Genomic DNA, 20,188 nt, shown 5'->3' on the forward strand with positions numbered 1-20,188 from the left:
CCGCCCGACCGGAGCCGCCATGCCTCGCCCCTTCACCCGCCTCGATCATCCCAGCGCCCTGGTGCGCCATTTCATCCCCGGCTGGTTCGCCGTGACCATGGGCACCGGCGTGCTGGCGCTGGTGCTGGGCAACCTGCCGGGCCCACTGGTCGCCCTGCGGCCACTGGGGGAGGTGGTCTGGGCGCTGGACCTGGTGCTGTTCCTGGCCTTCAGCCTGCTGTTCATCGGTCGCCTGGTGGCGTTCCCGGAAACCGTCGGGCCCATGCTGGCGCACCCGGTCCAGTCGATGTTCCTGGGGGCCATCCCCATGGGGCTGGCAACGCTGATCAACGGGCTGGTGCTCTACGGTGGCCCGCGCTGGGGCGAGGCGGCCTACGCCCTGGCCCACGGGCTGTGGTGGCTGGACATGCTGCTGGCCCTGGGCAGCGCCTTGCTGGTGCCGTACCTGATGTTCACCCACCAGCGCCATGCCCTGGAGTCCCTGACGGCGGTGTGGCTGCTACCCATCGTCGCACCCGAGGTGGCAGCGGCCAGTGCCGGGGTACTGGCGCCGCACCTGGCGCCGGAGCTGACGCGGCCGCTGCTGGTGAGCGGCTACCTGCTGTGGGGCCTGTCCCTGACCCTGGCGTTCTCCCTGATCACCCTGGTGCTGCTGCGCCTGGCCCTGCACAAGCTGCCGGACACCGCCTTCGCTGCCACCAGCTGGCTGCCCCTGGGGCCGCTGGCCACCGGCTGCCTGGGGCTGATGACCCTGGGCCACGCCGCCCCGGCGGCCTTCGCCGGTACGCCCCTGGAAGGACTGGGCAGCCTGGCGCCCGCCGCCGGTCTGATGGGCGCGTTCGTGCTCTGGGGGGCCGGGTTCTGGTGGCTGGTGATCGCCCTGCTGTTCACCCTGCATTACCGGCGCCAGCGTATGGCCTTCAACCTGGGGTGGTGGGGCTTCACCTTCCCGCTGGGGGTGTTCGCCCTGGCCAGCCTGGAGCTGCAGCGGCAGACCGACATGGTCGCCTTCGGGGGCTTCGGGCTGCTGCTGGCCGCCGGCCTGGCGCTGGTCTGGGTCCTGGTGATGCGCCGCACGCTGGCCGGCCTTTGGCATGGCGAACTGTTCCGTGCGCCCTGCCTGAGCAGCCCGGCCTGAGGGAAGCTGCGCCTCTTCGACCATCTGTCATTGCCCCGAGCCTGCCCGCTGGGCGAAAATAGCTGCCTTTTTTCGTTCAGCGTCATTCAACCCGCAGGAGATCAGCGATGCCCAGCCGTCGTGAGCGTGCCAATGCCATTCGTGCCCTCAGCATGGATGCGGTGCAAAAAGCCAACAGCGGCCACCCCGGCGCCCCCATGGGCATGGCCGATATCGCCGAAGTGCTCTGGCGTGACTACATGCAGCACAACCCGAGCAACCCGCAGTGGGCCAACCGCGACCGCTTCGTGCTGTCCAACGGCCACGGCTCGATGCTCATCTATTCCCTGCTGCACCTGACCGGTTACGACCTGTCCATCGATGACCTGAAGAACTTCCGCCAACTGCACAGCCGCACCCCGGGCCACCCGGAGTACGGCTACACCGCCGGCGTCGAGACCACCACCGGCCCGCTGGGCCAGGGCATCGCCAACGCCGTGGGCTTCGCCATCGCCGAGAAGGTGCTGGCCGCTCAGTTCAACCGTGAAGGCCACACCATTGTCGACCACAACACCTACGTGTTCCTGGGCGACGGTTGCATGATGGAAGGCATCTCCCACGAGGTCTGCTCCCTGGCCGGCACCCTGGGCCTGGGCAAGCTGATCGCCTTCTACGACGACAACGGCATCTCCATCGACGGCGAAGTCCATGGCTGGTTCAGCGACGACACGCCGAAGCGCTTCGAAGCCTACGGCTGGCAGGTGATCCGCAATGTCGATGGCCATGACGCCGAAGAGATCCGCACCGCCATCGAGACCGCGCGCAAGACCACCGACCGCCCGACCCTGATCTGCTGCAAGACCGTGATCGGCTTCGGCTCGCCGAACAAGCAGGGCAAGGAAGAGTGCCACGGCGCGCCCCTGGGCAACGACGAGATCGCCCTGACCCGCGCCACCCTGGGCTGGAACCACGGCCCGTTCGAAATCCCCGCCGACATCTATGCCGAGTGGGACGCCAAGGCCGCCGGTGCTGCCCGCGAGAGCGAGTGGAACCAGCGTTTCGCTGCGTACGCCGCCGCTCATCCGGAGCTGGCCGCCGAGTTCGAGCGCCGCATCAAGGGCGAACTGCCGGCCGACTTCGCCGAGAAGGCCGCTGCCTACGTCGCTGAAGTGGCCGCCAAGGGCGAGACCATCGCCAGCCGCAAGGCCAGCCAGAACGCGCTGAACGCCTTCGGCCCGCTGCTGCCCGAGTTCCTCGGCGGCTCTGCCGACCTGGCCGGCTCCAACCTGACCCTGTGGAAAGGCTGCAAGGGCGTCTCCGCCGATGACGCCGCCGGTAACTACCTGTTCTACGGCGTCCGCGAGTTCGGCATGAGCGCCATCATGAACGGCATCGCCCTGCACGGCGGCTTCATCCCCTACGGCGCGACCTTCCTGATCTTCATGGAATACGCCCGCAACGCCGTGCGCATGTCCGCTCTGATGAAGCAGCGCGTGCTCTACGTCTTCACCCACGACTCCATCGGCCTGGGCGAAGACGGCCCGACCCACCAGCCCATCGAGCAGCTCACCAGCCTGCGTTCGACCCCGAACCTGGACACCTGGCGCCCCGCCGACGCGGTGGAATCCGCCGTGGCCTGGAAAGCCGCCATCGAGCGCAAGGACGGCCCGAGTGCGCTGATCTTCTCCCGTCAGAACCTGCCTCACCAGGCCCGTGATGCCGCCCAGCTGGCCGACATCGCCCGGGGTGGCTACGTGCTCAAGGACAGCGACGGCGAGCCCGAGCTGATCCTCATCGCCACCGGTTCCGAAGTGGGCCTGGCAGTGCAGGCCCATGACGCCCTGACCGCTGCCGGCCGTAAGGTGCGCGTGGTGTCCATGCCGTCCACCAGCCTGTTCGACCAGCAGGACGCCGCCTACAAGCAGGCCGTGCTGCCGGTCCAGGTGGGCGCGCGCATCGCCATCGAAGCCGCCCATGCCGACTACTGGTACAAGTACGTGGGCCTGGAAGGCCGCGTGATCGGCATGACCAGCTTCGGTGAATCCGCCCCCGCGCCGGCGCTGTTCGAGCATTTCGGCTTCACCGTCGACAACATCGTCGCCACCGCCGAAGAACTGCTGGACGTCTGACCTGCACGGACCCGGGCCGTCATGGCCCGGGTCCGGGGTTCTCATTCCTTTCGGCCCAGCGAGCGCCCATGTCCAGCCATCGCCCCTTCAAAGTCGCCCTGAACGGCTACGGCCGCATCGGTCGTTGCGTCCTGCGCGCGTTGTACGAGCGTGGCGGTCGTGACGGCTTCGAGATCGTCGCCCTCAATGACCTGGCCGACCAGGCCAGCATCGAGTACCTGACCCGCTTCGACTCCACCCACGGCCGTTTCCCCGGCGAAGTGAAGGTGGACGGCGACTGCCTGCACATCAACGGCAACTGCGTGAAGGTGCTGCGCAGCGCCGAGCCCGAGGGCATCGACTGGGCCGCGCTAGGCGTCGACCTGGTGCTGGAGTGCTCCGGCCAGTACACCACCCGCGCCGAGGGCGAGCGCTTCCTCGCCGCCGGTGCGCCGCGGGTGCTGTTCTCCCAGCCCATGGCCAGCGAGGCGGACATCGACGCCACGGTGGTCTTCGGCGTTAACCAGGCCAGCCTCAGCGGCTCCGAGCGCCTGGTCTCCAACGCCTCCTGCACCACCAACTGCGGCGTGCCGTTGCTGAAACTTCTCGACGAGGCGGTGGGTCTGGAGTACGTCTCCATCACCACCATCCACTCGGCCATGAACGACCAGCCCGTGATCGATGCCTACCACCATGAAGACCTGCGCCGCACGCGCTCGGCCTTCCAGTCGGTGATCCCGGTGTCCACCGGCCTGGCCCGGGGCATCGAGCGCCTGCTGCCGGAACTGGCCGGGCGCATCCAGGCCAAGGCGATCCGCGTGCCGACGGTGAACGTGTCCTGCCTCGACATAACCCTGCAGACCGCCCGCGACACCTCCGCCGCCGCCATCAACCGCGTGCTGCGCGAGGCGGCCGAAAGCGGCCCGTTGCAGGGCCTGTTGGCCTACACCGAGTTGCCCCACGCCAGTTGCGACTTCAACCATGACCCTCATTCGGCCATCGTCGACGGCAGCCAGACCCGTGTGTCCGGCCCGCGCCTGGTGAACCTGCTGGCCTGGTTCGACAACGAATGGGGCTTCGCCAACCGCATGCTCGACACCGCAGGCCACTACCTGCGGGCTGCTACTACAACCCGTTGACCTCCAGCCCCGTGAAGGACTGACCCCATGACCGTGTTGAAAATGACCGACCTCGACCTCCAGGGTAAGCGCGTGCTGATCCGCGAGGATCTCAACGTGCCGGTGAAGGATGGCGTCGTGAAGAGTGACGCACGCATCCTCGCTTCCCTGCCGACCATCAAGCTGGCACTGGAGAAGGGCGCGGCGGTGATGGTCTGCTCCCACCTGGGCCGCCCCACCGAGGGCGAGTTCTCCGAGGAGAACAGCCTCAAGCCGGTGGCCGACTACCTGTCCAAGGCCCTGGGCCGCAAGGTGCCGCTGGTGGCCGACTACCTGGGTGGCGTCGACGTCGCCCCCGGTCAGGTCGTGCTGTTCGAGAACGTGCGCTTCAACAAGGGCGAGAAGAAGAACGCCGACGAGCTGGCGCAGCAATACGCCGCCCTGTGCGACGTGTTCGTGATGGACGCCTTCGGCACCGCCCACCGCGCCGAGGGTTCGACCCACGGCGTGGCCAAGTTTGCCAAGGTCGCCGCTGCCGGCCCGCTGCTGGCCGCCGAGCTGGACGCCCTGGGCAAGGCCCTGGGCAACCCGGCCCGCCCGATGGCCGCCATCGTCGCCGGCTCCAAGGTCTCCACCAAGCTGGACGTGCTCAACTCCCTGAGCCAGATCTGCGACCAGCTGATCGTCGGCGGCGGCATCGCCAACACCTTCCTCGCTGCGGCGGGCTACAAGGTCGGCAAGTCCCTTTACGAAGCCGACCTGGTGGACACCGCCAAGGCCATCGCTGCCAAGGTCAGCGTGCCGCTGCCGGTGGACGTGGTGGTTGCCAAGGAGTTCGCCGAAACCGCCGCTGCCATCGTCAAGCTCATCGCCGACGTGGCGGATGACGACATGATCCTCGACATCGGCCCGCAGACCGCTGCCCAGTTCGCCGAGCTGCTGAAGTCGTCGAAGACCATCCTCTGGAACGGCCCGGTCGGCGTGTTCGAGTTCGACCAGTTCGGCGAAGGCACCAAGGCCCTGGCCCTGGCCATCGCCGAGAGCGATGCCTTCTCCATCGCTGGCGGTGGCGACACCCTGGCCGCCATCGACAAGTACGACGTGGCCCAGCGCATCTCCTACATTTCCACTGGTGGTGGCGCGTTCCTCGAGTTCGTCGAGGGCAAGGTGCTGCCGGCCGTAGAGGTGCTGGAGCAGCGCGCCAAGGCCTGAAAGATGGCCTGAATCATGGCGATGGCATGCGGTCTCTCGTTCAGGGAAACCGATAAAGGAGTCATCGCCATGTGGATCAGAACGTTGCTGTTGCCCTTGTTCGTCGTGCTCGGCGGGTGTGCCGGAGGCCCGGCGCCCCAGCCCTGCGAGGTGCTCAGCCCGCCCCAGGTCGTCCTGCCGCAGACGCGCGACGACCAGCGGGTGGAAGCCCAGAGCAGCGGGGACCCGACACTGGGCAGCAGCGCGGAACAGCATTGTCAGTGAGCCGACGGCAACGCCCGGCCATGGAGTGAAGGATGAAAGGCATTCTCGCCCTCGCAGCGCTGCTGGCGCTGGCCGGGTGCGCCAGCCAGAAGGCGCCCGAGGACAACTGGACCCACTGGGTCTGCGACAGCCAGGCCGAAGTGTTCTGGCGCTACGCCGACAAGGCCCAGCAGGAAGTGGACGTGCGCCTGGGCGGCGGTGACATCGTTTATCGCCTCAAGGCAGAACCTTCCGGCTCCGGCGCGCTCTACAGCGACGACCGCCTGGCCTTCCACACCAAGGGTGACGAAGGCCTGGTCTACTGGGTAGCCACCGACGACCTGATCGGTCGCGGCTGCAAGGCGCCCTGAGTCACACCACCCTTGAGAACATCCGCTTTCGCGGTGGGTTCCACCGCGAAGCTTGAACCCGGCCTGCCCCTGCGGCAGGCTTCGCATTTCGACAGCCCACCCCACTTGGGAGACTGAAACACCATGGCACTCATCAGCATGCGCCAGATGCTGGACCACGCCGCCGAGTTCGGCTACGGCGTCCCGGCCTTCAACGTCAACAACCTGGAACAGATGCGCGCCATCATGGAAGCGGCCGACAAGACCGATTCCCCGGTGATCGTCCAGGCCTCCGCCGGTGCCCGCAAATACGCCGGTGCGCCCTTCCTGCGCCATCTGATCCTGGCTGCCATCGAAGAATTCCCCCACATCCCGGTGTGCATGCACCAGGACCACGGCACCAGCCCCGACGTGTGCCAGCGCTCCATCCAGCTGGGCTTCAGCTCGGTGATGATGGACGGCTCCCTGCGTGAAGACGGCAAGACCCCGGCCGACTACGAGTACAACGTCCGCGTGACCCAGCAGACCGTGGCATTCGCCCACGCCTGCGGCGTCTCCGTGGAAGGCGAGCTGGGCTGCCTGGGCAGCCTGGAGACCGGCCAGGCTGGCGAAGAAGACGGCGTCGGCGCCGAGGGCATCCTCGACCACAGCCAGATGCTGACCGACCCGGAAGAGGCCGCCGACTTCGTCAAGAAGACCCAGGTGGACGCCCTGGCCATCGCCATCGGCACCAGCCACGGCGCCTACAAGTTCACCAAGCCGCCGACCGGTGACATCCTCGCCATCGACCGCATCAAGGAAATCCACAAGCGCATCCCCAACACCCACCTGGTGATGCACGGCTCCTCCTCGGTGCCCCAGGACTGGCTGGCGATCATCAACGAATTCGGCGGCGACATTAAGGAAACCTACGGTGTTCCGGTCGAAGAGATCGTCGAAGGCATCAAGCACGGCGTGCGCAAGGTGAACATCGACACCGACCTGCGCCTGGCCTCCACCGGCGCCATCCGCCGCTACATGAGCCAGCACCCGAGCGAGTTCGACCCGCGCAAATTCTTCAGCGAAACCGTGAAGGCCATGCGCGACATCTGCATCGCCCGTTACGAAGCCTTCGGCACCGCCGGCAATGCCTCCAAGATCAAGCCGATCTCCCTGGAAGGCATGTTTCAGCGCTATGCCAAGGGTGAGCTGGACGCCAAGGTCAACTGATCTGGCGTCGGAGCATTGAGAAAGCCCCGCTTCGGCGGGGCTTTTTCATGGGCGCTCGTCGGGCTGGGCTCAGTTCGCGGCAGTCAGCGCCCGGTGCTCGGTCTTCAGGTTGTAGAAGGTCGCGCTGCCGGCCTCGCTACCGTTCCCGACGTTGTCCTGGGCGTAGACGCCGGCCTTGAAGTAGAGCGGCTTGGGCGCCCAGGTGCCGTCGAGCTGCTGGCTGAACTGGGTGCCGTTCACCAGGATGCTCAGACGGCCCTGGGGCGACAGGTTGATCACGTAGGTGAAGCGCTGGCCCAGCTTCACGCCGCTGAGCAGGGTGCTCACCGCGCCGTCGGGGTCCGCCGGGGTGTTGCGGATCTTGGCGACGATGTTCCCGGTGCCGGTCTTGGTCTTGTACTGGTACTCCAGTTTCAGCAGCGGGCTGGTGCTGCCGTAGGAGTGGATCTGGCCGATCACGATCTTGCCGGTTGAGGGCACCTGGTCCACTGCCAGGTTCGCGCTCATGTAGTTGTCCGCCGCGCTGTAGTTCCAGTTGCGCAGGCGGCCGTCGGCGAAGGTCTCGCGCAGCTCGCTGCGGGGGTAGATGGCGTTGGCGGTGGTGCTGCCGTTCACTGGCGTCCAGAAGAACAGCGTGCCGTTGCTGGCCTTGAAGTAGTTGTCCTGGTAACCGCCGACCAGGGCGGGGGTATCGATGGTGACAGAGGGAGCGCCGACTGGGATGGTCAGGTTCCAGGTTCCAAGGTCGATCATGACTGAGTTCTCGAAGAGAACTTTCAGTGGGGTGCAACTCATCCACGAGCGTGTAATCACTTGCGGACATCTCCAAAAACGATCTGCGTTGTCATCGCTGCGCTTTTAGAGACGCCCTTACACTGGCAATCCGGCCAACTGCACACGAACCAAAAGTAGGGCGGTTAAGTGCGGCCTGAGCCGCTGTTCGTACCGTGTGTCCCGAGAGGGGTCACCTGGCGGATGGCTTTATACGGCGTGCAAAACCGCCCGTGAATCACTGATCGTCAAATTCATGCCGCCATAAAAATGGCGAAGCCAGTGTTTGACATCGCAATGCCATCGCGAAAAGTAACCAGCCGGTACATCGCCTTTTCAGGGAAGCCGCGTGCCGTGCGGAGGCGCTCCGGCGCGGCTGTCAAATAGCCGTAAGCGAGGCGGTTGGAAGGGGCCTGAATTGCCCCGACGAACGGCGATGCTGGCGCTGTGATGGTCATGACAAATCCCGGCACCTGCTGCCGCGCCCGGTACAATGGGCGCCCTTCCACGAACCCCCTCTCGACCATGGATCCGCTGCGCTATCTGAAGGCCTATCCCACCCATCTGCAGGAGCAGGTGCGGCAGATGATCGACCAGGGCCGCCTGGGCGAATACCTGGCCCGCCGCTACCCCGACCGTCACGACGTGCAGAGTGACCGTGCGCTCTACGGCTACACCAATGCCTTGCGCCAGGAGCACATGCGCAGTGCGCCGGCCATCGACAAGGTGGTCTACGACAACAAGCTGGACGTGGTGCAGAAGGCGCTCGGCCTGCACACTGCCGTGTCCCGCGTGCAGGGTGGGCGACTGAAGGCGAAGAAGGAGATCCGCGTCGCCTCGCTGTTCAAGGAGGCCGCGCCGGAGTTCCTGAGGATGATCGTGGTGCACGAGCTGGCGCACCTGCGCGAGCGGGACCACAACAAGGCCTTCTACCAGCTCTGCGAGCACATGCTGCCGGGGTATCACCAACTTGAGTTCGACCTGCGCCTGTACCTGACCTGGCGCGACCTCGGGGAGAAGGGCTGAGGAGCCATGCCCGCCCCAGCTGTGGAGGGCTGCAGGATGCGCAGTCCTGAGGCGGGCATGACGAGCGGACTATAGCCATTGCACCAGGGCGCCGGTTGTAGGGGCTTTCTGAGAGAGGCTGACGCAACTGCCTGACGAGGGCGTAAAGCCTGCTAGGCTCTGACGCTGTCCCTCTGCGAGATTCCCTTAGGCATGAAGCGCACGTCCTGGTTGCCCGGTCTGGTGTTGTCGTGCCTGCTGTTCTGCCCCCTGGCCCAAGCCCGGGAATGGTTGGCCGTCGGCACCGATTTCCCGCAACTGTACGAACAGGATGGCCAGGGCCGTTTCATCGGCCTGGGCGCCGATCTGCTGCGCGTGGTGCTGGGCGAGATGGGCGACAGCGTGCGCTTCGAGCTGTATCCCTGGGCCCGCGCCCAGCTCATGGTCGCCGAAGGCCGCGCTGACATCCTCGTCGGCCCCTACCGCACCCCCGAGCGGGAAATGCGCATGCTCTTCACCCGCCACGCCTTCTACCGCGACCGCCTGGTGTTCTATGCCCGCAGCGACCAGCCCCTCGAATGGGGCGGTGACTACGCACGGCTGCAGGGGCAGCGGGTCGCTGCCATCCGTGGCTGGGTCTACGGCGACCGCTTCGACCATGCCCGTGCCCACCTCGACCTGCGCAGCGTCGAGGGTGTGGGCAATGCCCTGCTGATGCTGCAGCACGGGCGCATCGACCTGCTGGCCACCAACGAGCGCAACTCCCGCCCCTGGATCGAAGCCCTGCCGGCCGGCAGCCTGGTCCAGCTGCAGCCGGCCATCGACAGCAAGGATGGCTACTTCGCCTTCCCCCGGCGCGAGCCTTACGAGGCGCTCAAGGTCCGTTTCGACGAGACCTTCCAGCGCCTGCTGGAAGACGGCCGCTTCGCCCGCATGGCGGCCGAGGCCGGCGTCCAGGTACCTGAATAACGTGCGTCGCCCCACTGTGTGGGCCTCCGGCGGCTGGCTAGAATGGCAAAGGGCCACGTGAGGAACATCGGTGAGTACTGAAGAGTCGGGTTATTCGATCTACCGCAAGCTGGTTTCCCAGCTGATGAACGGCGAGGAACAGCTGCCCAGCCTGCCCATGATCACTATGGAGATCCGCCGCGCCCTGGCCGATCCCAACGCCACCACCGGCTCCCTGGCCCGGGTCATCAGCAAGGACCCGGCGCTGAGCGCCACCCTGGTCAAGCACGCCTCCAGCGCCCGCCTGCGCGGCACACCGCCGCCCAGGAGCCTGGAGGAGGTCATCCGCCAGCTGGGCATGCTGGAGGTGGACCGCATCACCATGGTCCACAGCATCAAGAGCCTGTTCCCGCTGCACAGCCCGGCGCACAAGAAACTGTTTCTCGACACCTGGCACCGCCTGGCCCGTCGTGCGGCCATCAGTGCCGTGCTGGGGCGCCTGCTCGGTCATGTTTCCGGTGAGCATGTGCTGTTGGCGACTATCCTCAGTGAGGTGGGCGCCATGGCCATCCTTTCCGCGTTCAAGGCGGCTGACCAGGTGCCCGCCACCGAGCTCTACAACCGCCTGTGCCGGGAGTACGGCAAGTCGCTGGGGGTGGTGGTGCTGAAGAAGTGGGCGGTGGACCAGAGCTACATCGAGGTGGTGCGTGGTGCTGGACTATGGGGCGAATCCCCGGGGCCCGGCATCGGCCTGGTGGACCTGGTCAACCTCGGCCTGTACCACGCAATCCGTGAAAACGGGCCCACTGCCCAATTGCCGCCTATCGTGGAGTTGGCGGCCTACCGCAAGCTGCTGCCACCGCAGAACGCGTTGGACCCCAGCGGCAACGGCCTGGCCCTGGTGGCCAGCCAGCGGGTAGAGATCCAGCGGATGGAGTCGCTGCTGCATTGAGTCACGGCATGCCGCCAGGCATGCCCGGCGCCGCGTAAGGAGCAGTCGCGGGGCTTGATGGCCGGAGCGCCTCTTGCATGACCACGGCCAGGGGCCGACCGGATTCAGAGAGGTCTCGTCATGAACGCACTGTTCAGCCCGGGTGTCCGCCTCCTCGAGGGGTTCAGCTTCGCCCGCAAGTTCCAGATCCTGTTCCTGCTGTTCATCCTGCCCCTGGGCTACGCCCTGTGGATCATCGCCGGCACTTATCAGGAGCGCCTGGCGCTGATCGACGGCGAGCTCAGCGGCTTGCGGGCGATCGTCACCCTCGACGACGCCCTCGACGAAACCATCGCCCAGCGCACCCTGCTGGCGCGCTGGAAGGGCACCGAGGTCGCGGCCAAGGCCACCCTGGAGCAACGTGCCGGGCAACTGGAGGCGATGCTGGACAAGGTCGACGCGCAGCTGAAGGCCGAATCACTGGAAGGGGCCAACCGCGCGCTGTTCGACGAACTGAAGAGCCGCAGCGAAGCCATCCGCCCCCAGGCGCTGGCGAGCGTCGCCCTGCCCGATGCCCTGGACCGCTACCAGGCGGTGCTGCAGAGCCTGCAGTCCCTGCGCGAACAGGTGGCCACCAGCACCGGGCTGATCCTCGACCCGGTGATGGACACCTACCTGATGATGGAGCAGGTCACCTATGTGCAGCCGCGCACCCGCGAGCTGCTCGGCAACTTCGTCGCCAGCGCCCATGGCGCGGTGGTCTCCCGGCATTTCACATTGCAGAGCCGGGTTGGCGTGCGTGACCTGCGCCGCGCCCTCGACGACTCCGTCCGCCAGTTGCGCAAGGCCCGTGAAGCCATTGCCGGGAAGGGCCTGCCCAACACCGAACTCGACGGACCGTTCGGCCAGGCCGAAGAGGCCCTGTCGGGTTATCTTGCCGCCGTCGACAAGGGCATGTTCGACGCCAACCCCTTCACCCTCGAAGTGGCCGATTTCATCAGCCAGGCCGAGCAGGCCGAGCGCCAGCTCACGGCCCTGCAGGTGGCACTGGACGAGCGGCTGCGTCTGCGCCTTGGCGTGTTCCGTGGCGAGGCCCTGGCCAGCATGGCCCAGGTGATCGGTGGCTTTGCCGTACTGACCCTGCTGGCGCTGTACATGCTGCTGTGCCTCAACGCGGCGATCCGGCGGGGCACGGCGGCCATCACCGAGGCCGCCGAGGGCCTGCGTGCGGGGGACCTGCGGGTCAGCGCCGCCGTGCATGGGCGGGACGACCTGGCGCAGATCGCCGAGGCCCTCAACGCCGCGCTGGTTCAGTTGCGCAATTCCCTGGATGGGGTGAACCGCGAGAGCCAGCAACTGGGCGGCACCGTGCGCCAGTTGAACGACCAGGCCGAGGAAACCCTCGTCTCGGTGGAGCAGCAGCAGGGCCAGGTCAGCCAGATCGCCGCCGCCGCCCATCAACTGGCCGCCACGGCCCAGACGGTGGCGGAAAGCTGCGAAGGCGCCGCCGCCGACGCCCAGCAGACCCGGCAGATCGCCGTGCAGAGCAACCAGCGCAGCGCCCGCACCGGGGCCAGCATGCGTGAACTCAGCAGCCGCCTCGGCGAGACGGTCACGGCGTTGCAGCAACTGCGCGACCAGACCCAGCAGATCAACCGTGTGGTGGACGTGATCAAGGGCATCGCCGAGCAGACCAACCTGCTGGCCCTCAACGCCGCCATCGAAGCCGCCCGCGCCGGCGAACAGGGCCGGGGCTTCGCCGTGGTGGCCGACGAGGTGCGCAGCCTGTCCCAGCGCACCCAGGACTCCACCCAGGAGATCGGCGACACCGTCTCCAGCCTGCAAGGCGTGGTCAGCCAGGCCGTGGCGCTGATGGAGGCCGCCTACCGCCAGGCCGAGGGCGACGTCGGCAGTGTGCTGAGCATGGGCGACGACCTGTCGGGGATCGCCGACGCCGTGCAGCGGGTCAGTGACCGCCTGGCGCAGATTGCCACCGCCGCCGAACAGCAGGCCGCCACCGCCGACGAGGTCAGCGGCAACATCCAGCAGGTGGACCAGGCCGCCGCGCTGCTGCTGGGCGGGGCACGCTCGGTGCAGAGCGTGGCCGAGCAGTTGCGCCTGGGCAGCCAGGCCCTGCACGACAACACCTCGCGCTTCCGCCTGGGGTGAGCCACTAGCCGCGCCAGAACGGCTTGAGCCCTTCCTCCAGCGCCTGGGCGCGGGTCAGGCCGATGTCCTTCAGCGCGTGCTCGTCCAGCTCCAGCAGCGCCTTGCGGGTCGACAGGCGCAGCCAGAAGCGCTGCCAGGGGCTGCCGGACAGCCGCACCGACGTGGCGGCGCGTTCGCCGGCCTGTATCAGTTCCTGTGGGTGAAGGGTCAGCCGTACATCGCTCAAGCCGCTCATCTCCGGACTCCTGGTGTTTTCTGGGGGCGGAGCCATTGTCCGGTGGCAGGTCGTGTTCGATACAGATTCAAGGCTGTGGAATTTTCTTCATACAGATTGCCGGCTTCGGCATCTGAATCCACAATCGACGGCGAATCTGTATGGTCGGCGGCTACACGTAAGTCGCCAGGGAGAACAGCATGACGCTCTACAGCCAGCTCGCCGAAACCCTGGGCGAGCGCATCGAGCAGGGCTACTACCGCCCTGGCGACCGCTTGCCCTCGGTGCGCGCCCTGAGCCAGGAGCACGGCGTCAGCCTCAGTACCGTGCAGCAGGCCTACCGGGTGCTGGAGGACCAGGGCCTGGCGGAGCCCCGGCCCAAGTCCGGCTACTTCGTTTCCCTGCGCCGGCAGATGCCCGAGTTGCCCGCCGTGGCGCGGGCCGCCCAGCGGCCGGTGGAGGTGTCGCAGTGGAGCGACCTGCTGGAGCTGGTGCGCCGTGGCGCGCGGGACGGCCTGGTGCAACTGGGGCGCGGCATGCCCGACATCACCAGCCCCACCCTGCGCCCGCTGCTGCGCAACCTGGCCCAGGCGGCCCGGCGCAGTGACCTCGGCGGCCTGTACTACGACAGCCTGCAGGGCTCCCAGGCGCTGCGCGAACAGGTCGCGCGGCTGCTGCTGGACAGCGGCAGCCGCATCCCCGCCAGCGACCTGATCATCACCACCGGCTGCCACGAGGCGCTCTCCACGGCCATCCGCACCGTGTGCCAGCCCGGCGACATCGTCGCGGTGGACTCGCCCAGCTTCCACGGCGCCATGCAGGCCTTGAAGGGCTTCGGCATGAAGGCCCTGGAACTGCCCACCGACCCGCTCAACGGCATCAGCCTGGAGGCGCTGGAGATGGCCCTGGAGCAGTGGCCGATCAAGCTCATCCAGCTCACCCCCAGCTGCAACAACCCGCTGGGCTACATCATGCCCGAGGCCCGCAAGCGCGCCCTGCTGGAGCTGGCCCAGCGCTACGACGTGGCGATCCTCGAGGACGACGTCTACGGCGATCTGGCCTACCGCTACCCGCGTCCGCGCACCATCAAGTCCTTCGACGAGGACGGCCGCGTGCTGCTCTGCAGCTCCTTCTCCAAGACCGTCGCGCCGGGCCTGCGCATGGGCTGGATCGCACCCGGGCGCTACTTCGACCGCCTGCTGCACATGAAGTACATCTCCTCCGGCGCCACCGCCACCCAGCCGCAGCTGGCACTGGCCGAGTTCATCGCCAGTGGCGCCTACGAGCCCCACGTACGGCGCATGCGTGCCCAGTACCAGCAGGGCCGGGACCAGATGATCGACTGGGTGATGAGGTACTTCCCCGCAGGCACCCGCGTCAGCCGCCCCCAGGGCGGCTTCATGCTGTGGGTGGAACTGGCGGCCGGCTTCGACACCCTGCGCCTCAACCGCGAGTTGCTGCAGGACGGGGTGCAGATCGCCCCCGGCAGCCTCTTCTCCGCCTCCGGCAAGTACCGCAACTGCCTGCGCATGAACTACGCCCCCCGCCCCAGCGCCGCCCAGGAAGCGGCCGTACGCAAGGTGGGCGAGCGGGTGAAGGTGTTGATGGGCGAGATGGAGGCCCGGCAGGACGGTGTAGAGGCTTAGGGCCCATGTAGGGGCGACTTCAGTCGCCCAGCAGCCCGCCGGGCTGCCTGCACCTCAAACCCACACCGCGTCCCAATGCGAATACAGGCGAACGCTCCTGACCAGGCCGGCCCGCAACGGGTTGGCCACGATGTAGCGTGCGACCCTCTGCCGCTCCTCTTCTCTTCGCAACGCATGGTCATGGAAGCCTCGCTGCCAAATTGTCTGCCTGGTGCCGAGCCATTCACCCACCCGCTTCGATGAACGCCCTTTCAGCAACTTGATGACCTGGGAGAGGGTCAGGGGGCCGTGCAGACGGAACAGCCAGTGCAGGTGATCGGGCATCACTACCCAGGCCAGTGATTCCAGCAGGTGCTGCTCCTGAAGACGGCGCATTTCGCTGACCAGCAGGCGTGCGCAGGTCAGGTCTTCGAGGAGCGGGCGTCGCCCTTCGGTGGTGGTGGTGACGTGATAGAGCCGGCCGCCGGTGGAGATGCGACCGATGCGCAGGTCGTCCCGAGACATGCCCCTGTCCTTCTTGCGTGACAGGGCAATGTATCGGGGATGCGCTGACGGATGGGGCGCTTAGTGGAGTGGGAGAGAGCTGTATCGCCTGGGAGATTGGGGGCCATTGCATGGCCCCTGGGCGAATGAATTCGCCCCTACAGATGGGGAGATTCCGTGCGGGTCACATCGACGGTGCGGGTGGTGAACCCCTCTCCCCACCCGCCAGATGCCCCGCCAATGTCCGTAGTGCGCCTAGCTGGCGGCAGATCAGGGCCAGTTCGGTCTGCACCAGGCGTACGCGCTCGTCCATGTCGTCCGGCAGCTGCTCCAGCGTCTTGGCCAGGGCCTCTTCGCTGTCGCTGTGGATGGCCACCGGCTGGCGCTGGGCCATGGCGGCGGCGATGGCTTCCAGGGTGGCGGCGATGCGTTCGCCGGCCTCGGCCAGGGTAGGCTCCAGCACTAGCGGCTCGGCACTGCGGTGGGCGCCCAGGGCGGAGAGGTAGCTGAGCAGGGTGTGGGACAGCACCAGGAAGCGGAAGCCCATGTCGGCGTCCTTCCGGAAGTGCCCGGGCTCCATGAGCATGTTGGCCAGGGTGGTGGACAGCGCCGCGTCGGCGTTGTGGGCGTTGCGCCGGGCCAGTCGGTAGGCCAGGTCGTCGCGCTTGCCACTGGCGTACTGCTGGAGGATCTGCCGCAGGTAGTGGGCGTTGTAGACCAGGGTGGTGGAGACCACCCGGTGCAGGCCGCGCCCCTGCCAGTCGGGGAGGATGAAGATCACCGCCAGGGCGGCGATCAGGCTGCCCAGCAGGGTGTCCACCAGGCGCGGCACGAACAGGCCGTAGCTGTCGCCGATCTGGTTGAAGCAGAACAGCACCATCAGGGTGATCGCCGCCGTCGCCAGGGTGTAGCGGGTGGCGCGGTTGGTGAAGAAGATCACCCCGGCCACCACGGCGAACATCGATTGCACCAGGGCGCTGGGGAACAGGTCGAACAGCGCCCAGCCCAGGGCCAGGCCGATCACCGTACCGATGATCCGCTGCACCAGCTTGCGCCGCGTGGCGCCGAAGTTGGGCTGGCAGACGAACACCGTGGTCAGCAGGATCCAGTAGCCCTGGCTCGGGTGGATCAGGTGCAGCACGCCGTAGCCGGCGGACAGGGCGATGGCCATGCGCAGGGCATGGCGGAACACCACCGAGGTGGGGGTGAAGTTCTGCTTCAGGCGCTCCCAGACGTCCTTCAGCCCCTTGGGCGAGCGGTCCAGCAGGCTGCTGTCCTGCGCGTCAGCGAGGGCGTCGGGGTTGCTGGCGTCGGTCAGCAGCCGGTCCAGGGTGGAGAGGTTGCTGGCCAGGGCGTTGAGCGAGCGCAGCAGGCCGCGCCAGGCCGGGTTGCTCTGGATGCGCAGGTGCTCCAGGGAGCGGTGCAGGTCCTGCAGGGCCTGGGTGCCGTCGTGGTACTCGAACGGCTGGCGCATCTGGATGGCCTGGCCCAGGGCCTGGCAGGCGCCGCCCTGCTGGCGCAGCAGGCGCTGGCAGCGGAACAGCACGTCGCTGTGGAAGAAGGCTTCGGCCAGCTGGTTGTAGGGGTAGTGGGAGGAACTGGCGCGCTCGTGGATGTCCTGGGCCAGGAAGTACAGCTTCAGGTAGCGGCTGACCTTGGGCCGCGGCCGGGCGTTGCCGACCCGGTGCAGGATGATTTCCTTGGCGGCGTTGAGTGCGCTCACCACCTTGCCGTTCTGCTGGGCCAGCTCCAGGCGCTTGGCCTCCACGTCCAGCTCCCGCAGGGGTTCGAACAGGCTGGACTTGAGCTTGAGGTACTGCCCCAGCTCGCGGTACAGCCGCGCCAGGCTCTGCTGCACCGGCTGGTGGGTGAACAGCGCCTGCCAAAGCACCGAGAGCAGGCCGTACCAGGCGGCGCCGCTCACCAGCAGTGCCGGCTCGCGCCAGAGGTCGTCGGCCACGCCGTTGCGCTGGTCGACGCCGATCATGCTGTAGATCGACAGGATCAGCGTCGCCGAGGCGATGGTGGCGTAGCGCTCGCCGAGGGCGCCGAGCATGGTCAGGCCGAAGCTGGCCAGGGCCAGGGCGGCGACGAACAGCCAGGGATAGGGGAACAGCAGCTCCACCGACAGGGAGGCGATGCTGAAGCAGCCCAGGGTCACCAGCAGCGCCTGGATACGTCCTTGCCAGCTGTCGTCAGTTTCCGCCAGGGCGCTGGCGATGATGCCGAGGAACAGCGGGATGAGGGCGTCCATCCGGTCCAGGGACCAGCACAGCGCCATGCTGCCGGTCAGCGCGATGGACACGCGCAGGCTGTAGCTGAACTTGTCCTGGGCCCAGAGGCGGCGCAGGGAGTGGCTGAACGAGGTAGCGGGCATGGCGGCCTTGTGAGCTGGCTATTCGGGACGGCTGCCGCACGGAACGGCACGCCTGAGGTTACCGCTTGGATGTTTCCCGGGCGAGGCGGGTTACAGCGACGTGCCGCGATTGTGCAGCGGCTGGCGCCGGTGGGCATGCAGGGGGCCGGTGATTGATCGGCGTGCCCGCTTGCGCCGGTCTACCCTGAGAGGGCGGCTCAATGGCGTGCTGCCGTCCCTGCCTGGAAGTGGGACTTTCGGATGACCAAGACCCTTCGCTTGCTGTTCCTGCTCTCGCTGCTGGGTGCGGCCGGCCTGCGCGCGGACCCGCTGCGGCTGGTCGGCGACGTCTGGCCGCCCTTTACCGATGCGCGCATGCCGGGCAATGGCGTGGCCGTGCAACTGGTGGAGACCGCGCTGCAACGTGCCGGCTACGCCACTAAGTACGTGGAGGTGCCTTGGGCCCGGGTGCTGCGGGGCTTGCAGACCGGTGACTACGACGTGGTGGTGAGTGCCTGGTACGAGGATGCCCGAGCCGTCTACGGCCTCTATTCCGACCCCTACCTAGTCAACCGCATCCGCTTCGTGCAGCGACGCGGCAGCGGCCTGCGCTACACGAACCTGGACGACCTGCTGCCCTACAGCCTGGCGGTGGTGCGCGGCTACGCCTATTCGCCGGCCTTCGACCAGGACACCCGCCTGAAACGGGTGCCGGTGGTGGGCTTCGAGATGGGCGCACGGATGGTGGCGGCGGGGCGGGTGAACCTGACCCTGGAGGACGAGCTGGTGGCCCGCTATCACTTCGGCCGCGAGCTCAAGGGCATCCGCAATGAGCTGGAGTTCCTGCCGCAGCCCCTGTCGGAGAACAACCTGGCGATCCTCGTGCGGCGCAGCCTGCCCCAGCACCGTGAGGTGGTGGAGCGCTTCAACCGGGCCTTGCAAGGGATGCGCGAGGACGGCACCTACCAGCGCATTCTTGAAGGGCAGGGGCTCTGAGCGCCTGGTGCAGCAAGGGCGTGAAGGGAGTCAGAGCAGGGTGCGCCCGCGCCCCTGGCTCTTGGCTTCGTAGAGGCGCTGGTCGGCCTTTTGCAGCAGCGCTTCCAGCTCCTCCGGCTCGCCGTGGTAGACCCCGGCGCTGAACGACAGCGGCGGTGCCTCGTTGGCATAGCGCAGCCGTGCGCAGTTGCGCCGCAGCTGGTCCAGCGTGGCCTGCACGGTGACCCCGTCGGCGTCGCTGAGCAGGGCGAACTCCTCGCCACCCAGGCGGCCCAGCACGGCATCGGGGAAGCTGTGGCGGAACACCTTGGCGAACATCACCAGGGCGGTGTCGCCGCTGGCGTGGCCGTAGTCGTCGTTGATGCGCTTGAAGAAGTCCAGGTCGATCATCGCGACGCTGATGGGTTGGCTGTTGCGCCGGGCCTGCTGCAGGCGCTCGGCGCACTGTTCGTAGAACGCACGGCGGTTGAATAGCTCGGTGAGCGAGTCGTACAGCGCGGCCTGGCGCAGGGCCTTGAGCATGTCCCGGCGCTCCAGGCTGAACATCACCCGGCAGTTCAGCTCCTCGGTGCAGAAGGGCTTGCGCAGGAAGTCGTCGGCGCCGTGCTTGATGAACATGGCGCTGAGCGAGCCCTTGGTGTCGGCCGAAAGGCCCAGGATTATCAGCTCGTTGCGGCGCATTTTCTGGCGCAGGGTCTTCACCAGTTCGAAGCCGCTGATGCCAGGCATGCCGTGGTCCACCAGCAGCAGGTCGATGTCGGTCTGCTCCTGGAGGATGCGCAGGGCTTCGTCGCCGTCGCAGGCCTCGATCACCTGGTACTGGTGCGGTGTCAGCACCCGGCGGACGAACTTGCGGGTGGCGTCGGAATCCTCGGCCACGAGGATCTTCACGCCACGGTTGCGCTCCAGGCGGTGCAGCAGGCGGAAGGCGTACTCGTAGGAGTGCTGGCTCTCCTTGAGCACGTAGTCCACCACGCCCTTGAGCAGCAGGCTGTCGCGGCGCTGCTCATCGTAGGAGCCGGTGAGGACGATGCAGGGCACGGCGTGGCGCAACACCAGGTCGACCACCTCGCCATCCGGCGCGTCGGGCAGGTTGAGGTCGACGATGGCGCCGAAGAACAGCGCGGCCGAGGTTTCCAGCAGCAGCTCGGCCTCGGCCATGCTGGCGCAGAACAGCGGCTGCAGGTCCGGCTCCTGGCGGAACAGGTGCTCCAGGATCTTCAGGACCAGCGGACTGTCTTCGATGACCAGAATGTTGCGCACTACTTGCTCCATTGCCTCGACGACGGGCACGTTGTCGCCAGCGCTGTGT

At 67.2% G+C, this 20,188-nt stretch carries 19 protein-coding genes; 13 read left to right on the plus strand and 6 right to left on the minus strand.

All coding sequences use genetic code 11. From position 1 onward, the window contains the following. Window positions 1-19: 19 nt before the first annotated feature. The 7 genes from PotMrB4_RS02105 to fba all read left to right on the plus strand — a co-directional run bounded on the left by PotMrB4_RS02105 (window position 20) and on the right by fba (window position 7,357). On the plus strand, window positions 20-1,138 hold the full coding sequence (locus tag PotMrB4_RS02105) for a TDT family transporter (protein WP_107329246.1): 1,119 nt from the start codon (window positions 20-22) through the stop codon (window positions 1,136-1,138). A gap of 107 nt (window positions 1,139-1,245) precedes the next feature. After that, window positions 1,246-3,246, plus strand: a complete 2,001-nt coding sequence (gene tkt, locus PotMrB4_RS02110) for a transketolase (protein WP_074967246.1) — start codon at window positions 1,246-1,248, stop codon at window positions 3,244-3,246. Window positions 3,247-3,314: 68 nt separating this feature from the next. After that, window positions 3,315-4,364 (plus strand): erythrose-4-phosphate dehydrogenase, encoded by a 1,050-nt coding sequence (gene epd / locus PotMrB4_RS02115; RefSeq protein WP_044403510.1) that lies wholly within the window; start codon window positions 3,315-3,317, stop codon window positions 4,362-4,364. A gap of 27 nt (window positions 4,365-4,391) precedes the next feature. Then, entirely contained in the window at window positions 4,392-5,555 is a 1,164-nt protein-coding gene (locus PotMrB4_RS02120; RefSeq protein WP_172432379.1) for a phosphoglycerate kinase, read from the plus strand. A gap of 69 nt (window positions 5,556-5,624) precedes the next feature. After that, complete coding sequence (locus PotMrB4_RS02125) at window positions 5,625-5,819, plus strand: hypothetical protein (protein WP_044403506.1); 195 nt, start codon at window positions 5,625-5,627, stop codon at window positions 5,817-5,819. 32 nt (window positions 5,820-5,851) lie between these two features. Beyond that, on the plus strand, window positions 5,852-6,169 hold the full coding sequence (locus PotMrB4_RS02130; protein WP_074967252.1) for an MliC family protein: 318 nt from the start codon (window positions 5,852-5,854) through the stop codon (window positions 6,167-6,169). A 123-nt stretch (window positions 6,170-6,292) separates the two neighbouring features. Next, window positions 6,293-7,357 carry a class II fructose-bisphosphate aldolase gene (fba, locus tag PotMrB4_RS02135; protein WP_044403502.1) on the plus strand — a complete coding sequence of 355 codons (1,065 nt, stop codon included), beginning with the start codon at window positions 6,293-6,295 and terminating at the stop codon, window positions 7,355-7,357. A 69-nt stretch (window positions 7,358-7,426) separates the two neighbouring features. Here the strand turns inward: fba and PotMrB4_RS02140 are convergent, their stop codons facing one another. After that, window positions 7,427-8,110: a polysaccharide lyase family 7 protein gene (locus PotMrB4_RS02140; RefSeq protein ID WP_172432380.1), complete on the minus strand. Its 684-nt coding sequence runs from the start codon at window positions 8,108-8,110 to the stop codon at window positions 7,427-7,429. Window positions 8,111-8,382: 272 nt separating this feature from the next. Beyond that, window positions 8,383-8,586: a hypothetical protein gene (locus PotMrB4_RS02145; RefSeq protein ID WP_172432381.1), complete on the minus strand. Its 204-nt coding sequence runs from the start codon at window positions 8,584-8,586 to the stop codon at window positions 8,383-8,385. A 67-nt stretch (window positions 8,587-8,653) separates the two neighbouring features. On the opposite strand from PotMrB4_RS02145, the gene PotMrB4_RS02150 reads away from it, so the two are divergent. The 4 genes from PotMrB4_RS02150 to PotMrB4_RS02165 all read left to right on the plus strand — a co-directional run bounded on the left by PotMrB4_RS02150 (window position 8,654) and on the right by PotMrB4_RS02165 (window position 13,181). Continuing rightward, a complete protein-coding gene (locus tag PotMrB4_RS02150) occupies window positions 8,654-9,154 on the plus strand; it encodes a M48 metallopeptidase family protein (RefSeq protein WP_107329248.1) in 501 nt (166 codons plus the stop codon). A gap of 192 nt (window positions 9,155-9,346) precedes the next feature. After that, window positions 9,347-10,102 (plus strand): substrate-binding periplasmic protein, encoded by a 756-nt coding sequence (locus PotMrB4_RS02155; RefSeq protein ID WP_172432382.1) that lies wholly within the window; start codon window positions 9,347-9,349, stop codon window positions 10,100-10,102. 70 nt (window positions 10,103-10,172) lie between these two features. Further along, window positions 10,173-11,033: an HDOD domain-containing protein gene (locus tag PotMrB4_RS02160; RefSeq protein WP_044403493.1), complete on the plus strand. Its 861-nt coding sequence runs from the start codon at window positions 10,173-10,175 to the stop codon at window positions 11,031-11,033. Window positions 11,034-11,153: 120 nt separating this feature from the next. After that, window positions 11,154-13,181, plus strand: a complete 2,028-nt coding sequence (locus PotMrB4_RS02165) for a methyl-accepting chemotaxis protein (RefSeq protein ID WP_172432383.1) — start codon at window positions 11,154-11,156, stop codon at window positions 13,179-13,181. 4 nt (window positions 13,182-13,185) lie between these two features. Here the strand turns inward: PotMrB4_RS02165 and PotMrB4_RS02170 are convergent, their stop codons facing one another. After that, window positions 13,186-13,416: a DUF1127 domain-containing protein gene (locus PotMrB4_RS02170; protein ID WP_074967267.1), complete on the minus strand. Its 231-nt coding sequence runs from the start codon at window positions 13,414-13,416 to the stop codon at window positions 13,186-13,188. A 179-nt stretch (window positions 13,417-13,595) separates the two neighbouring features. Here PotMrB4_RS02170 and PotMrB4_RS02175 point away from each other — a divergent pair, with 179 nt between their 5' ends. Beyond that, complete coding sequence (locus PotMrB4_RS02175) at window positions 13,596-15,041, plus strand: aminotransferase-like domain-containing protein (protein WP_142012748.1); 1,446 nt, start codon at window positions 13,596-13,598, stop codon at window positions 15,039-15,041. Window positions 15,042-15,095: 54 nt separating this feature from the next. Here PotMrB4_RS02175 and PotMrB4_RS02180 read toward each other — a convergent pair whose 3' ends face one another. Both PotMrB4_RS02180 and yccS read right to left on the minus strand, forming a co-directional pair. Further along, on the minus strand, window positions 15,096-15,545 hold the full coding sequence (locus tag PotMrB4_RS02180; RefSeq protein ID WP_172432384.1) for an REP-associated tyrosine transposase: 450 nt from the start codon (window positions 15,543-15,545) through the stop codon (window positions 15,096-15,098). 163 nt (window positions 15,546-15,708) lie between these two features. Continuing rightward, window positions 15,709-17,901, minus strand: coding sequence for a YccS family putative transporter (gene yccS / locus PotMrB4_RS02185; protein ID WP_172432385.1), 2,193 nt, complete (start codon window positions 17,899-17,901; stop codon window positions 15,709-15,711). A gap of 240 nt (window positions 17,902-18,141) precedes the next feature. Here yccS and PotMrB4_RS02190 point away from each other — a divergent pair, with 240 nt between their 5' ends. After that, window positions 18,142-18,876 (plus strand): substrate-binding periplasmic protein, encoded by a 735-nt coding sequence (locus PotMrB4_RS02190; RefSeq protein WP_172432386.1) that lies wholly within the window; start codon window positions 18,142-18,144, stop codon window positions 18,874-18,876. Window positions 18,877-18,906: 30 nt separating this feature from the next. Here the strand turns inward: PotMrB4_RS02190 and PotMrB4_RS02195 are convergent, their stop codons facing one another. Further along, window positions 18,907-20,139, minus strand: a complete 1,233-nt coding sequence (locus PotMrB4_RS02195; protein WP_172432387.1) for a GGDEF domain-containing response regulator — start codon at window positions 20,137-20,139, stop codon at window positions 18,907-18,909. Window positions 20,140-20,188 lie beyond the last annotated feature (49 nt).

Source organism: Metapseudomonas otitidis (genome assembly GCF_011397855.1).
Classification (GTDB): domain Bacteria; phylum Pseudomonadota; class Gammaproteobacteria; order Pseudomonadales; family Pseudomonadaceae; genus Metapseudomonas; species Metapseudomonas otitidis.